At 43.9% G+C, this 13662-nt stretch carries 14 protein-coding genes; 11 read left to right on the top strand and 3 right to left on the bottom strand.

From position 1 onward, the window contains the following. Positions 1-197 precede the first annotated feature (197 nt). Positions 198-446, bottom strand: coding sequence for a hypothetical protein (locus tag RMY16_RS31935; RefSeq protein ID WP_322739734.1), 249 nt, complete (start codon positions 444-446; stop codon positions 198-200). Positions 447-764: 318 nt separating this feature from the next. Between RMY16_RS31935 and RMY16_RS31930 the strand changes: the two genes are divergently transcribed. Further along, positions 765-2111, top strand: coding sequence for a PQQ-dependent sugar dehydrogenase (locus RMY16_RS31930; RefSeq protein ID WP_322739733.1), 1347 nt, complete (start codon positions 765-767; stop codon positions 2109-2111). Positions 2112-2561: 450 nt separating this feature from the next. Here RMY16_RS31930 and RMY16_RS31925 read toward each other — a convergent pair whose 3' ends face one another. Beyond that, positions 2562-3506: an NAD(P)-dependent alcohol dehydrogenase gene (locus tag RMY16_RS31925; protein WP_322739732.1), complete on the bottom strand. Its 945-nt coding sequence runs from the start codon at positions 3504-3506 to the stop codon at positions 2562-2564. Positions 3507-3620: 114 nt separating this feature from the next. Here RMY16_RS31925 and RMY16_RS31920 point away from each other — a divergent pair, with 114 nt between their 5' ends. Both RMY16_RS31920 and RMY16_RS31915 read left to right on the top strand, forming a co-directional pair. Then, positions 3621-4025 (top strand): XisH family protein, encoded by a 405-nt coding sequence (locus RMY16_RS31920; protein WP_322739731.1) that lies wholly within the window; start codon positions 3621-3623, stop codon positions 4023-4025. Further along, positions 4025-4366, top strand: a complete 342-nt coding sequence (locus RMY16_RS31915) for a XisI protein (protein WP_322739730.1) — start codon at positions 4025-4027, stop codon at positions 4364-4366. The genes RMY16_RS31920 and RMY16_RS31915 overlap by 1 nt, the downstream gene beginning before the upstream one ends. Before the next feature lie 63 nt (positions 4367-4429). Here the strand turns inward: RMY16_RS31915 and RMY16_RS31910 are convergent, their stop codons facing one another. After that, positions 4430-5008: a Uma2 family endonuclease gene (locus tag RMY16_RS31910; protein ID WP_322739729.1), complete on the bottom strand. Its 579-nt coding sequence runs from the start codon at positions 5006-5008 to the stop codon at positions 4430-4432. 1135 nt (positions 5009-6143) lie between these two features. Here RMY16_RS31910 and nifB point away from each other — a divergent pair. The 8 genes from nifB to nifD form a co-directional block, all read left to right on the top strand. Continuing rightward, the gene (gene nifB, locus RMY16_RS31905; RefSeq protein WP_322739736.1) at positions 6144-7592 is read left to right on the top strand and encodes a nitrogenase cofactor biosynthesis protein NifB; all 1449 of its coding nucleotides are present in this window, start codon (positions 6144-6146) and stop codon (positions 7590-7592) included. A gap of 119 nt (positions 7593-7711) precedes the next feature. Continuing rightward, positions 7712-8068, top strand: coding sequence for a 4Fe-4S binding protein (locus RMY16_RS31900; protein WP_322739728.1), 357 nt, complete (start codon positions 7712-7714; stop codon positions 8066-8068). A 34-nt stretch (positions 8069-8102) separates the two neighbouring features. Continuing rightward, positions 8103-9311, top strand: coding sequence for a cysteine desulfurase NifS (gene nifS, locus RMY16_RS31895; protein WP_322739727.1), 1209 nt, complete (start codon positions 8103-8105; stop codon positions 9309-9311). 127 nt (positions 9312-9438) lie between these two features. Next, the gene (gene nifU / locus RMY16_RS31890; protein WP_322739735.1) at positions 9439-10338 is read left to right on the top strand and encodes a Fe-S cluster assembly protein NifU; all 900 of its coding nucleotides are present in this window, start codon (positions 9439-9441) and stop codon (positions 10336-10338) included. A gap of 223 nt (positions 10339-10561) precedes the next feature. Beyond that, positions 10562-10918: a group 1 truncated hemoglobin gene (locus RMY16_RS31885; RefSeq protein WP_322739726.1), complete on the top strand. Its 357-nt coding sequence runs from the start codon at positions 10562-10564 to the stop codon at positions 10916-10918. A gap of 118 nt (positions 10919-11036) precedes the next feature. Beyond that, positions 11037-11276, top strand: coding sequence for a hypothetical protein (locus tag RMY16_RS31880; RefSeq protein WP_322739725.1), 240 nt, complete (start codon positions 11037-11039; stop codon positions 11274-11276). Beyond that, positions 11263-12147, top strand: a complete 885-nt coding sequence (gene nifH / locus RMY16_RS31875; protein ID WP_322739724.1) for a nitrogenase iron protein — start codon at positions 11263-11265, stop codon at positions 12145-12147. The genes RMY16_RS31880 and nifH overlap by 14 nt, the downstream gene beginning before the upstream one ends. A 152-nt stretch (positions 12148-12299) precedes the next feature. Then, a partial coding sequence (nifD, locus tag RMY16_RS31870) for a nitrogenase molybdenum-iron protein alpha chain (protein WP_322739723.1) occupies positions 12300-13662 on the top strand: 1363 nt, incomplete at its 3' end.

Genomic DNA, 13662 nt, shown 5'->3' with positions numbered 1-13662 from the left:
CCCAGAGGGGGCCCCACCTTCCCCTTTACCCCGACAAATGCCAAGAAGTCTATTGCATAAGTCCAAGAAATAGGACAGCAAAAGCGATCGCAGCAATAAAAGCGTATTCAGTCTAATTTACTTAAATGAATTAGGTGAAACTGGATCACTGCCGCATTGTTGGGTTTCCTTCCTCAACCCAACCTACCAAATTAAAGCTAGATACGCAGATTAAGGTGTGTTAGTAAAATATTACAGCTATTTACCTGAAAACTGCTGTAATCAAAACCTATCAACTTGCAACTGCGATGTCTACAACGGGCTGCGCCATATCCACTCTCCCTATAACCATGAGCGATCGCTAGTTCTACCAAGGGATATGTGCAATAAATCACCACAGGAATTTTACCAACTTCAATCAACTCTTTGAGAAAAACCAAGTCCTCAGCATTGGGTTTTGTAAACACAAACTTGTTTTTTTGACCAGGAAGGAACGCTGTTAAGACATTCTATACAATAAATAGTTCCTGCGCTGGGTAGCGTGATGATAATTGTGTTGGGTTTGAGGACTTCTTTGGTTTGAAAGTGTGATCGCTCTGCCTTTTTTATCACTCTCAGTTTACCCATTTGTTGATGAGTTAGAAAAAATAGCAGTAGATAAAGATATTTTAAGTGTTTAAGAAAAAGAATACCCTTGAGTTACCTTTATTCAAGCTCTCGGTCAAATCGGCTAGCCGAGAACTATGTGTAACATACATCACTACTAAGCTAGAGGGAAGTTAAAAATGGTTGCATTTACTCTAAAACCAACACAGATACTTGGAGGCATACTATCCGCATCGCTAATTAGTTTGATGTCCTTGGAGGTTCTTAGCACCGCAGCGATCGGCCAACCGCCTCCGGCGTCTGTTGAAACCAAGCTGAAAGTGCCTAGTACAATGACCTCTTGGCCCTTTAATATTAACCGTTACTTGAAAGTGCCACCCAATTTCTCCATCTCTGTTTATGCTCGCATTAACAAAGCTCGCTTTATGGCAGTTGCTCCCAATGGGGATCTTCTAGTATCACAGCCCAGTTCCGGTAAAGTGTTAATTGTCCGACCAAATGGCAGCAAAGACCCAATTATTTCTGACTTCGTGACGGGTCTACGCAAACCACACGACATTGTGTTTCATAAAATTGACAACACCACATACATTTATATCTCTGAAACTCATCAAATTAACCGCTTCATCTACAACTCTGGAGATAAAGTAGCGAAAAATCGTCAAATCGTTGTAACTGGCTTACCAGACGGCAGCACGCCGGAACTTAAAGGCGCTTATGGTCACGAACTGAAAAATATCGCACTTGATGCCAACCATAAACTGTACGTGTCCATCGCCTCTACATGCAATGCTTGTAAGCAAGATACTGTCAGTAATCCAAAGCGTGGTGCAATTTACCAGTACAACGCTAATGGAACCAATCAGCGGCTTTTTGCCCAAGGTTTACGTAATGCCGAAGGGTTAGCATTCTTACCTGGTACAAACGATCTTTGGGTAGTCGTTAATAATCGAGATCAGATTGCCTATCCCTTCAACGATAGCAGTGGCAATTACGGTAAGATTATCCCCTCCTATGTAGACAACCACCCACCAGAAGAGTTCACGAAAGTCCGAGATGGTGGTAATTACGGTTGGCCATTCTGCAACCCCAATCCTGACACCTCAAATGGCCTTAACAATATGCCATTTGACCGCGACTATCAGTTAAATGCTAATGGAAGTGTTAATTGCAATGCAATGGACAGGATTAGCAAAGGTATCCAAGCCCATTCAGCTCCCTTGGGACTAACATTCTTACAAAATACTAACTTTCCCAGCCTATACTCAAATGGGGTAGTGGCAGGGCTGCATGGTTCATGGAATCGGCGGAAGAAAACGGGCTACAGAATAGCTTACTTTCCCTGGAACAGTAAGACAAAGACTCCGGGACAAGAGATAGATTTAGTCAATGGTTGGGTAGTTCCAGCAACGCAAGAAACCTGGGGGCGACCCGTGGATATGGCAGTAGATCGGCAAGGTAATTTGTTAATTTCGGATGACTACAGCGGCACCATCTATAAGCTTTCCTACACGCCTAAGCCGTAACTATACTGCTGGTAATTATAAATACCTTGGAAATGACCTTGATAAGATCATCTCGTTGATAGAAGTCAAGTAGCAGCATCCACCGAATTTTAAATTTTGGATTTTGGATTTTGGATTGAATACTTTACAGCAATCTTCATGTATTTGAACCATATCTGCCGTAAGGGCACAGCATTGCTGTGTCCCTACCGCGTGGTCTATTTAGTTGAAAATAGCTGTAAAAGTGTTCTACTGAACGCTTATGCCGTACCCCTCCGGGGAAGCAAACTACGCGTAGCGTTCCGCAGGAAAGTCCAAAATTTAAAGAGGTCTGATATCAAGTCCGGTTAATCACTTATGATTACCGCATCTGTGCAAAAATCGGAAACGTCTCTTTCCCCCAGCAAGACCTGCGGTCTAAATGATAAGTTTTTAGCCGGACACGATATGAAATGCTCTTTGCAAAGAAAGTCAACTAGAAACTGCAATCACAATTTTCCCTACAGCACGCTCACTTTCGCTATAAGCATGAGCAGCAGCGAGTTCTTGTAAGAGATATGTGCGATCGATTACTGCACGAATTTTACCCGCTTCAATCAATTCTTTCAGATAAATCAAATCTTGAGTGTTGGGTTTTTGCAGGATAAATTTAGCTTTTTGACCTGGAAGGAACGCTGTTAAGACGCCCTCTAACAAAACTTCGGGGCTGGGTAGCGTGGTGATATAAATTCCGTTGGGTTTTAAAACTCTTTTGGTTTGAGAGAGCGATCGCTTACCCACTGCATCAAAGATAATGTCATACTGCGCTATATCTTGGGTGAAATCTTGTTGCTTGTAGTCAATGACGCGATTGGCTCCTAAAGATTTTACTAAATCCAAGTTTTTAGTACTGCTAACTCCCGTCACTTCTGCCCCTAAAGCTTTGGCGATTTGTACTGCAAAGCTGCCCACACCGCCCGCAGCACCATTAATCAAAACAGCTTGTCCTGTTTGAATATTTCCCTCATCTCGCAAAGCTTGCAAAGCTGTGAGCGCTGCTAAAGGCACAGCCGCAGCTTCTTCATAGGATAAGTTTGTTGGTTTGAGAGCCACCAAGTTTTCTGGAACAGCTACAAATTCGGCATAACCTCCTCCAGGGAAGCTAGTACTGCCATAAATAGCATCTCCTGGTTTAAAGCGCGTGACACTAGAGCCAACAGCTACGACATCTCCCGCCACATCAAACCCCAGAATCTTCGGAAATTTGTTGCCAGTAATTAAACTCAACATCCCCTGACGAATTTTCCAATCAATGGGATTAACGCTACTAGCACGAACTTTCACAAGTAACTGCGTTGAGTCAATTTTCGGCTGTTCCACGTCTTCATACTGCAACACCTCAGCCTCCCCATACCGACGGATAACGACTGCTTTCATCACATTCCTCCTGCTACCATATTTTGCCGAATGAACTTAGATAGCCTGTTTTTCCTGATAAATCTAGTGTAGCGATTTCCTAAAATAGAAATATCAGTCTAAAACTACACTTGTATGCCAGCTAGAGACATCTATCACAACAATGTCAAAAATGCTTTGATTAAAGATAAATGGATAATTACTCATGACCCACTGACTCTGAAGTTTGGTAAAAAAGATTTGTATGTTGATTTAGGGGCTAGACAGTTGTTGGCGGCGGAAAAAGCAGAATCCAAAATTGCAGTTGAGATTAAAAGTTTTAGCGGGAGATCGGATGTTGATGATTTAGAAAAAGCGTTAGGCCAGTATATTTTATATCAGGATATCTTAATTGAGTTGGAGCCCAAGCGAATGTTATATCTTGCAGTGCCTAACAGAGTTTTTGATGATTTGTTTGAAGAACCCATTGGCAAGCTTTTATTAAGAAATCATCGTTTAAAACTGATTACATTCGATCCAAAACAGGAGGTCATCAAATAATGGATTATACCCAATTAGACCACTATCGCCAGGTGATTGAAACTATCCTCGGTGAATATGCTTCATTGAGTTATTCCTATGCGGATATTCAATCAGAAGTAGTGTTCGATCGAAACCGCGATCGCTATTTGTGGATGGATCTAGGTTGGGATGGCGATCGCCGCATTCACGGCTGTCTGGTTCATATTGACCTAATTGATGGCAAAATTTGGATTCAACGGGATGGCACAGAAGAAGGCATTGCCGCCGATTTGGAACGGGCTGGAATTCCTAAAGAACACATTGTTCTAGGGTTTCGTCCACCGGAGTTAAGACCCTACACTGGCTATGCAGTTGCTTAAGGTGCGACACCGAATAGCCCGTCATAGACATCGCTCTTTAAAAGTTAACACGGAACATTCTCTTTATTCTTCGGTGATAAATACAACACCTTCATACAGCAGTTCAATCGGACACTCAAATTCAATGCTCGATAGAGTGACGATATCTCCAGCCGTGTAGGGATAGTAAAGCCACATCCTACCCTCACCCCGACAGTAACGCTCAACGGAGATTTTTTCCGAGTCAATTAAGATATATTCTTGCAAACTGGGGATTGTCAGATAATAAGTAAATTTTTCACCCCGATCTTTAGCGCTTGTCCCTGGCGAAAGAACTTCGGCAATCAGCTTGGGATGTTGAATAAAGTTGCGGGCATTGAGGTCTTCAGGGTCGCAACTGACAATAACATCAGGATAATAGTAGCGACTCTGGGGAGTGAGTTGCATTTTCACGTCTGACACATTCACTCGACAACCTCTGGCACGCAAATGAGGGTACAAAGGTCTGTAGAGATTGAGTGCAATGTCGTTATGGGGAATTGTACCGCCTGTCATGGCAAATACTTCGCCATTGGCATATTCGTAGCGAAGGTCTTGCTGAGGTTCCCATTCGAGATATTCCTCAACGGTCATTTTTGGCGGCTGTTGGGAAATGGCTATCATAACTTAAGATTTTTTCACGTTTGGTTTGATTGTAGCCAAATAGTATCAGCAACAAAGAGCGGTATCTGGAAAACCTCTCTCCTATAAGAAGAAATATTTTAAATTTTGCCCCTTCCCGTGTTGGGAATGGGGTTTTTTGCTAAGGTTTGTAGTGAGCAATTCAGAAAATTCATTGCGATCGCTCAATCATGTTAGATTATAGTTTGTTGTTTCTCTCAAACACAAAACCTGAGAGTTTTCTACCCATCTCCTCATTGTGGGAATGAAAAAAAAGAGTTAAAAGTTAAGTTTTTTGAAAATGATATGCAGCAACACACCTATTTTCATTACCTCACATCGCTTATCAGTCAAGACTTACAACCACAATTGAATATCATTGTCAAAGCAAAAATTAAAAAAATATGAATTGCATTTTTACCCTCAAAAAAATGATATGTTAGATACAGAATTGAATTTCGCACGTTTCTGGAGTAGAACGATGTAGACTACTCCAGTTTTTCACCCTCAAACCCTTGGCATCTCTTGCTTTTGACGGAAATTGAGGGCAATCTGAGTACACATTTTAATAACTCAAATCCAGTTAGAATTAGATTAAATTCCTTGCTAAGATTGAGTTTTAGCTGAGTACAAAGAAATCCTGAACCCCTATCTATAAACACTAGAACCCCAACCAAAAAATACTAGAACCCCTACCTGAAAAAAACTTTTTTAATTCTTGTAATGCTTGAAGAATTAAAGTTTTTAGTATTTGAGTACAAAAGTAATAAATCCAATAAATTCTATCCTAGAGAGACGCAACATCTGGCTGGGAGACGGCTGCTATAAATCTTATATCGCCAATCACCTAACGCTCTGAAACAAAACAAAGCGAAGAGTGAGTGGAGGGATGATATAGCACCATGCCTGAAGTGAAGAGAAGTCGCGGCTGTAAGCACAAATTCTACCCAAGAACCGAACGTTGACACACACCAGCCGAACATCAGATATCTATCGCCTGCTTTACTTAAAAACAAGTCGCCCTCACCCAAGGGTTTGCAGGCAGTGTGGAAGACGCGACTTCAATTCTGGGCATGAAAGAGTAGCAACAGCATCTCCCACAGTGGCAGCCAAGTCCACCGACCTTTTGCGAAACTCAATGACATCACCGTCTACACGACTCCTCAACTCCAACGCTACGGAATCGCCAACCCAAGCAAAATCAGGTGGTTGCGGCTGTGACAGCACCACCAGCACCACCGTGGAAAGGGACGAAAAGCTCCAAGAACGCATTGCTAAACATCCCTGCTACAGCGAAGACGCTCATCACCACTATGCCCGGATGCACGTTGCAGTTGCTCCCGCTTGCAACATTCAATGCAACTATTGCAACCGCAAATATGATTGCGCTAACGAAAGCCGTCCTGGAGTAGTTAGCGAATTGCTAACACCAGAACAAGCAGCACACAAAGCTTTAGTCATTGGCGGCAAGATTCCCCAAATGACAGTTGTGGGAATTGCTGGCCCTGGCGACCCATTGGCGAACCCAGAAAAGACTTTCCGCACATTTGAGTTGATTGCAGAGCAAGCACCAGACATCAAGCTTTGCTTATCAACCAATGGTTTAATGCTGCCCGACTACATCGATCGCATTAAACAATTAAATATAGATCACGTTACGATCACCATTAACATGGTAGATCCAGAGATCGGTGCTAAGATTTATCCTTGGGTTCACTACAGACGCAAGCGTTACAGAGGTCTTGAAGGTGCAAAAATCCTCCACGAAAGACAGATGGAAGGATTGCAAGCCCTGAAAGACGCTGATATCTTGTGCAAAGTCAACTCCGTAATGATTCCCGGAATTAATGACCATCACTTAGTCGAAGTGAATCGAGTCATTCGTGAGAAAGGTGCATTCTTGCACAACATCATGCCATTGATTTCTGCACCAGAACATGGCACACACTTCGGTTTAACCGGTCAACGCGGCCCCACACCCAAAGAACTCAAAGAAGTTCAAGACAACTGCTCCGGTAACATGAAAATGATGCGTCACTGTCGCCAGTGCCGTGCCGATGCAGTCGGATTATTGGGAGAAGACCGCAGCCAGGAATTTTCCAAAGAGAAATTCTTGGAAATGGCTCCCGAATATGACATGGAACAACGCGCTACTGTTCACGAAGGAATTGAGAAGTTTAAAGAAGAACTTAAAGTAGCCAAAGATAAGGCGCTAGCTGGTAAGAAAATTGCCAACAGTCCTAAAATCCTCGTCGCAGTAGCAACCAAAGGCGGCGGATTGGTTAACCAACACTTCGGTCATGCGAAAGAATTCCAAATTTACGAAGTGGGTGGAAACGAAGTTCGCTTTGTCAGCCATCGTAAAATTGACCAATACTGCCAAGGTGGATACGGCGAAGAAGCTTCTTTTGAGCATATTATGAAAGCGATCGCAGATTGCAAAGCAGTTTTAGTCTCCAAGATTGGTAACTGTCCTCAAGAAAAATTGCAAGAAGCTGGAATTAAGACTGTTGAAGCTTACGACGTGATTGAAAAGGTTGCTTTAGAGTTCTACGAGCAATACGTTAAAGAATTAGGGAATAACTAATAGGGCATGGGGCATGAGGCATAGGGCATGGGATAAGTATTATCCTCAATGCCCTCCCTTAAACCCAAATCTCAATGCCCAATGCCCACTGCCCCATTCCCAAAAAAGGAGAATAAATCATGGCTTACAAAATTCTTACTAGCCAGTGTATTTCCTGCAATCTCTGTCTAACGGTATGTCCGACGAATGCAATTAAAGTGGTTGATGGACAGCACTGGATTGACCCTGAACTTTGTACAAACTGTATTGGTAGCATTCATACCGTGCCTCAGTGTAAAGCTGGTTGTCCCACCTGCGACGGTTGCGTTAAGCAGCCTAGCGATTACTGGGAAGGCTGGTTTACCAATTACAACCGCGTAGTTGCTAAATTAACAAATAAACAAGATTACTGGGAACGTTGGTTTAACTGCTATTCCCAGAAATACTCTGAACAGTTGCAAAAGCGCCAATCCCAATCAGTGGGTTTTGAAGCTTAATTAAATAATTCCTAATTCTTAATTGAAGACAACAATGCAAAATAACTGCATCTATCTCGATAATAATGCCACCACTAAGGTAGACCCAGAAGTTATAGAGGTAATGCTACCTTACCTGACGGATTATTACGGCAATCCCTCCAGTATGCATACCTTTGGTGGGCAAGTCGGTAAAGCAGTGAGAACAGCAAGAGAACAACTTGCAGCCATCCTGGGAGCCGATGAGTCAGAAATTGTCTACACAAGTTGTGGTACTGAGGGAGATAACGCCGCGATTCGAGCTGCACTATTGGCGCAACCAGAAAAGCGACATATCGTCACTACCCAAGTTGAACATCCAGCAGTACTCAATGTCTGCAAACAATTAGAAACCCAAGGTTATAGTGTTACCTATCTATCAGTAAATCATCAAGGGCAGCTGGATCTAGATGAACTAGAAGCTTCCTTGACGGGTAACACCGCCTTGGTGACAATTATGTATGCGAATAATGAAACCGGAACGGTTTTCCCGATTGAGCAAATTGGGTTGCGCGTCAAAGAATATGGTGCTATCTTCCATGTAGATGCGGTGCAAGTAGTGGGAAAAATCCCCTTGAATATGAAGACTAGCACGGTGGATATGTTAACCCTGTCTGGTCACAAGCTGCACGGGCCTAAAGGAATTGGTGCTTTATATATCCGGCGCGGGGTTCGGTTCCGTCCCTTCATGATTGGGGGACACCAAGAACGCGGACGTAGGGCGGGAACAGAGAATGTTCCAGGAATTATTGCCTTGGGCAAAGCTGCGGAACTAGAACTGTTACACTTAGAAGAAGCGATCGCAAGAGAAAGAAAGCTGCGCGATCGCCTCGAACAAACTTTACTCGCTAAAATTCCCGATTGTGTCGTAAACGGTGACGTTACGCAGAGATTGCCCAACACGACCAATATCGGCTTTAAGTACATCGAAGGTGAAGCAATTCTACTGTTATTGAACAAATACGGTATCTGTGCATCATCCGGTTCTGCTTGTACCTCCGGTTCTCTGGAACCCTCTCACGTCCTGCGGGCAATGGGCTTACCCTACACAACTTTGCACGGTTCAATTCGCTTCAGTCTTTGTCGCTACACCACCGAAGCCGAAATCGATCGAGTAATAGAGGTAATGCCCAGTATTGTAGAACGTTTACGCGCCCTCTCACCCTTCAAAAATGATGAAGCAGGTTGGTTGCAAGGACAAGAACAAGCACTAGCACATCGTTAGGGACTGGGAAAAAATGGGAAAAGGTTAAAGGGTAAAGGGTAAAGGAATGATTTTTCCCCTTCCCTATTACCCCTTCCCCAATCCCCACACTCATAACTCAGCACTCAGCACTCAGCACTTAAATAATATGTGGGACTACACCGATAAAGTATTAGAACTGTTTTACGATCCCAAGAATCAGGGAGAAATTGAAGAAACGGGCGAAGTTGGAGTTAAGGTTGCAACGGGCGAAATCGGTAGTATTGCTTGCGGCGATGCTCTGAGATTGCACCTGAAAGTGGAAGTAGAATCTGATAAGATTCTAGATGCTCGGTTTCAAACCTTTGGTTGTACTAGTGCGATCGCATCTTCTAGTGCATTAACCGAAATGGTCAAAGGTTTAACCTTAGATGAAGCTCTGAAAGTGTCCAACAAAGACATTGCAGATTACCTTGGTGGTTTACCAGAAGCAAAGATGCATTGCTCTGTCATGGGACAAGAAGCGCTAGAAGCTGCTATCTATAATTATCGTGGCATTCCTCTAGCTAGCCATGATGATGATGATGAAGGTGCATTAGTTTGCAGTTGCTTTGGCATCAGCGAGTCTAAGATTCGTCGCGTGATTCTAGAAAATCATCTCACGGATGCCGAGCAAGTAACAAATTATGTAAAAGCTGGTGGCGGATGCGGTTCCTGTCTGGCTAATATCGATGATATTATTAGATCAGTTCAACAGGAATACGCCTCACCTGCTCTCAACAATTACAGCGTACAAGTTGCCACAGAAATTGTTAATTCAAAGCAACGAGCGCTAACAAACGTGCAAAAGATTGCTCTAATTCAAAAGGTTCTTGATGAAGAAATCAGACCCGTACTGATTGCAGACGGGGGAGATGTAGAACTGTATGATGTAGAAGGCGATCGCGTTAAAGTTGTGCTGCAAGGTGCTTGCGGTTCCTGTTCTAGTAGTACAGCAACTCTCAAAATTGCGATCGAAGCCAGATTACAAGATCGTGTCAGCAAGAGCCTTGTAGTCGAAGCAGTTTAGGAATTGCTGTAGGACTTAACGTAATCTACAAATACGCTCTAATATGCATTCAGCCAGGAACAGAAAGTAGGATTTGAACCATATAATTGTCTCCACATCAATGCTTCAATCCTACCGACAACCGATAGCTTCATTAGCTATGACGGCTAACAGCATATAGGCTTCATAGATTAAGCGCCTACTTGCAAATTTCATCATCCAACTCGCTTCAAAGGAACAGGATATGAGCACATTGTACGACAACATTGGTGGACAACCAGCTATTGAACAAGTAGTAGATGAACTCCACAAACGCATTGCTACAGACAGCCTCCTCAGTCCCATTTTTGCTGGTACAGACATGGCAAAGCAACGTAATCATCTAGTTGCTTTCTTAGCTCAAATATTTGAAGGGCCAAAGCAATACGGCGGTCGTCCAATGGACAAAACCCACGCAGGATTGAATCTACAACAACAACACTTCGATGCGATCGCCAAGCATCTCGGTGAAGCAATGGCTGTGCGTGGAGTGTCAGCAGAAGACACCAAAGCTGCACTAGATCGCGTCACAAACATGAAGGGCGCTATTTTGAACAAGTAATAGGACTTATGCATTGATTGTTGACAAACAACATCAAATCCTATTGAATCTTGCAAGCTGAAACACATTATGACGTATTTGTAAATCGCGTAATTTTCTTTGTTCTTTGTCAGAACAAATGACAAAGGACAAAGGACAAAAAACCAAAAGAAAACAATTTAACCACGAAATATATGTACCTACTCTCAATCATTATGGCTGTGGAGCGATCGCCCCCAGCAGGCATTTATGCCAACGCTACCAACGATGCTCTACACGCGCTCACTACTGTCGCTCAACTGGCGTGAACGCAACTGACAAACGCACAGACCCACCAACCAACCAATTGCAGGGAAACACGAACAATGACAGACGATAACATTAGACAGATAGCTTTCTACGGTAAAGGCGGTATCGGTAAATCTACCACCTCTCAAAACACCTTGGCAGCTATGGCAGAAATGGGTCAACGCATCCTCATCGTCGGTTGCGACCCTAAAGCTGACTCCACCCGTTTGATGCTGCACAGCAAGGCTCAAACAACCGTTCTTCACCTCGCCGCAGAACGTGGTGCAGTAGAAGATATCGAACTCGAAGAAGTAATGCTGACCGGTTTCCGTAACGTTCGTTGCGTAGAATCTGGTGGTCCAGAACCCGGTGTAGGTTGCGCCGGTCGTGGTATCATCACCGCCATCAACTTCTTAGAAGAAAACGGTGCTTACCAAGACCTAGACTTCGTATCTTACGACGTATTAGGTGACGTTGTGTGCGGTGGTTTCGCAATGCCTATCCGTGAAGGTAAAGCACAAGAAATCTACATCGTTACATCTGGTGAAATGATGGCGATGTACGCTGCTAACAACATTGCTCGTGGTGTTCTTAAGTATGCTCACACCGGTGGCGTGCGCTTGGGTGGTTTGATTTGTAACAGCCGTAATACCGACCGGGAAATCGAATTGATCGAAACCTTGGCAAAACGGTTGAACACCCAAATGATTCACTACGTACCCCGTGACAACATTGTTCAACACGCAGAATTGCGCCGCATGACCGTTAACGAGTACGCACCAGAAAGCAACCAAGCTAACGAATATCGGACATTGGCTACCAAGATCATCAACAACAAAAACCTGGCTATTCCTACACCTATCGAAATGGAAGAACTAGAAGAATTGTTGATTGAATTCGGTATTCTCGAAAGCGAAGAAAATACTGCTAAGTTGGTTGCTCAGTCTGCTACTCAAGCTTAGTCTAAGTAGGCGCTAAGAAATAACGCTTTAGCACAAGGAAAAAGGAAGAGTTTCATATCTTACCTTTTCCTCTCTCTTCCATCTCCCCCCTAACCTTAGAGGGGACTCCTAGTCCCCCTATGCCCGATCCTTACGAGTCACAGAGGCTAAGTATGACACCTCCAGAAAATCAAAACATCATCGAAGAAAGAAAAGAACTAATTAAAGAAGTTCTCAGTGCTTACCCAGACAAAGCTGCTAAAAAGCGCGAAAAGCACTTAGGCGTATACGAAGAAGGTAAGTCCGATTGCGGCGTTAAGTCTAACATCAAATCCCTTCCTGGGGTAATGACCGCTCGTGGTTGTGCTTACGCCGGTTCTAAAGGTGTGGTTTGGGGCCCTATTAAGGACATGATCCACATCAGCCACGGGCCTGTAGGTTGCGGTTACTGGTCTTGGTCTGGTCGTCGTAACTACTACATCGGTACCACAGGTATTGATACCTTTGGTACCATGCACTTCACCTCTGACTTCCAAGAAAGAGATATCGTTTTCGGTGGTGACAAGAAACTTGTCAAGCTGATCGAAGAACTAGATGTACTTTTCCCCCTCAACCGTGGTGTTTCCATTCAATCTGAATGCCCCATCGGTCTAATTGGGGATGACATCGAAGCTGTTGCTCGCAAGACATCGAAAACAATTGGTAAGCCAGTTGTACCCGTGCGTTGCGAAGGCTTCCGGGGTGTTTCCCAATCTTTGGGACACCACATTGCGAACGACATGGTTCGTGACTGGGTATTTACCAGAGCAGACCAAGCGAAAAAAGACGGTACACTTCAGTTTGAAGGTACTCCTTATGATGTAGCCATCATTGGTGACTACAACATCGGTGGAGATGCTTGGGCTAGCCGCATCCTGTTAGAAGAAATCGGCTTGCGCGTAGTCGCTCAGTGGTCAGGTGATGGCACCATCAACGAAATGTTGATGACCCCCAATGTGAAGATGAACCTCATCCACTGTTATCGGTCGATGAACTACATCAGCCGTCACATGGAAGAAGCTTATGGTATACCCTGGTTGGAATACAACTTCTTCGGCCCCACCAAGATTGCTGAATCTTTACGGGAAATCGCTTCCAAGTTTGACGAAACAATCCAAGCAAACGCTGAGAAGGTTATCGCCAAATATCAACCCACAATGGATGCGGTAGTTGCTAAGTACCGCCCCCGCTTGGAAGGTAAGACCGTTGCCATCATGGTTGGTGGTCTACGTCCTCGCCACGTTGTCCCAGCTTTCCAAGACTTGGGCATGAAGATGATTGGTACTGGTTATGAGTTCGCTCATAATGACGACTACAAACGTACCACTCACTACATCGAAAACGGCACCATTGTTTATGACGACGTTACCGCTTACGAATTCGAGGAATTTATCAAAGCGCTGAAGCCTGATTTGGTAGCTTCTGGCGTGAAAGAGAAGTACGTCTTCCAAAAGATGGGTCTACCTTTCCGTCAAATGCACTCTTGGGATTACTCCG

The sequence above is a fragment of the Nostoc sp. DedQUE12b genome (genome assembly GCF_034530835.1).
In the GTDB taxonomy this organism is placed as follows: Bacteria; Cyanobacteriota; Cyanobacteriia; order Cyanobacteriales; family Nostocaceae; genus Nostoc.
The sequence above is the reverse complement of the archived record's forward strand: the minus strand, read 5'-3'. Positions and strand labels throughout refer to the sequence as shown.

What these genes read in the sequence shown, in the direction of transcription:
- nifS (WP_322739727.1), top strand. Translation starts at nt 8,103, where the DNA reads ATGCAAAATAACTGCATCTATCTCGATAATAATGCCACCACTAAGGTA.
- nifH (WP_322739724.1), top strand. Translation starts at nt 11,263, where the DNA reads ATGACAGACGATAACATTAGACAGATAGCTTTCTACGGTAAAGGCGGT.
- RMY16_RS31910 (WP_322739729.1), bottom strand. Translation starts at nt 5,008, where the DNA reads ATGATAGCCATTTCCCAACAGCCGCCAAAAATGACCGTTGAGGAATAT.
- RMY16_RS31920 (WP_322739731.1), top strand. Translation starts at nt 3,621, where the DNA reads ATGCCAGCTAGAGACATCTATCACAACAATGTCAAAAATGCTTTGATT.
- RMY16_RS31925 (WP_322739732.1), bottom strand. Translation starts at nt 3,506, where the DNA reads ATGAAAGCAGTCGTTATCCGTCGGTATGGGGAGGCTGAGGTGTTGCAG.
- nifB (WP_322739736.1), top strand. Translation starts at nt 6,144, where the DNA reads ATGACATCACCGTCTACACGACTCCTCAACTCCAACGCTACGGAATCG.
- RMY16_RS31885 (WP_322739726.1), top strand. Translation starts at nt 10,562, where the DNA reads ATGAGCACATTGTACGACAACATTGGTGGACAACCAGCTATTGAACAA.
- RMY16_RS31900 (WP_322739728.1), top strand. Translation starts at nt 7,712, where the DNA reads ATGGCTTACAAAATTCTTACTAGCCAGTGTATTTCCTGCAATCTCTGT.
- nifU (WP_322739735.1), top strand. Translation starts at nt 9,439, where the DNA reads ATGTGGGACTACACCGATAAAGTATTAGAACTGTTTTACGATCCCAAG.
- RMY16_RS31915 (WP_322739730.1), top strand. Translation starts at nt 4,025, where the DNA reads ATGGATTATACCCAATTAGACCACTATCGCCAGGTGATTGAAACTATC.
- RMY16_RS31880 (WP_322739725.1), top strand. Translation starts at nt 11,037, where the DNA reads ATGACAAAGGACAAAGGACAAAAAACCAAAAGAAAACAATTTAACCAC.
- RMY16_RS31930 (WP_322739733.1), top strand. Translation starts at nt 765, where the DNA reads ATGGTTGCATTTACTCTAAAACCAACACAGATACTTGGAGGCATACTA.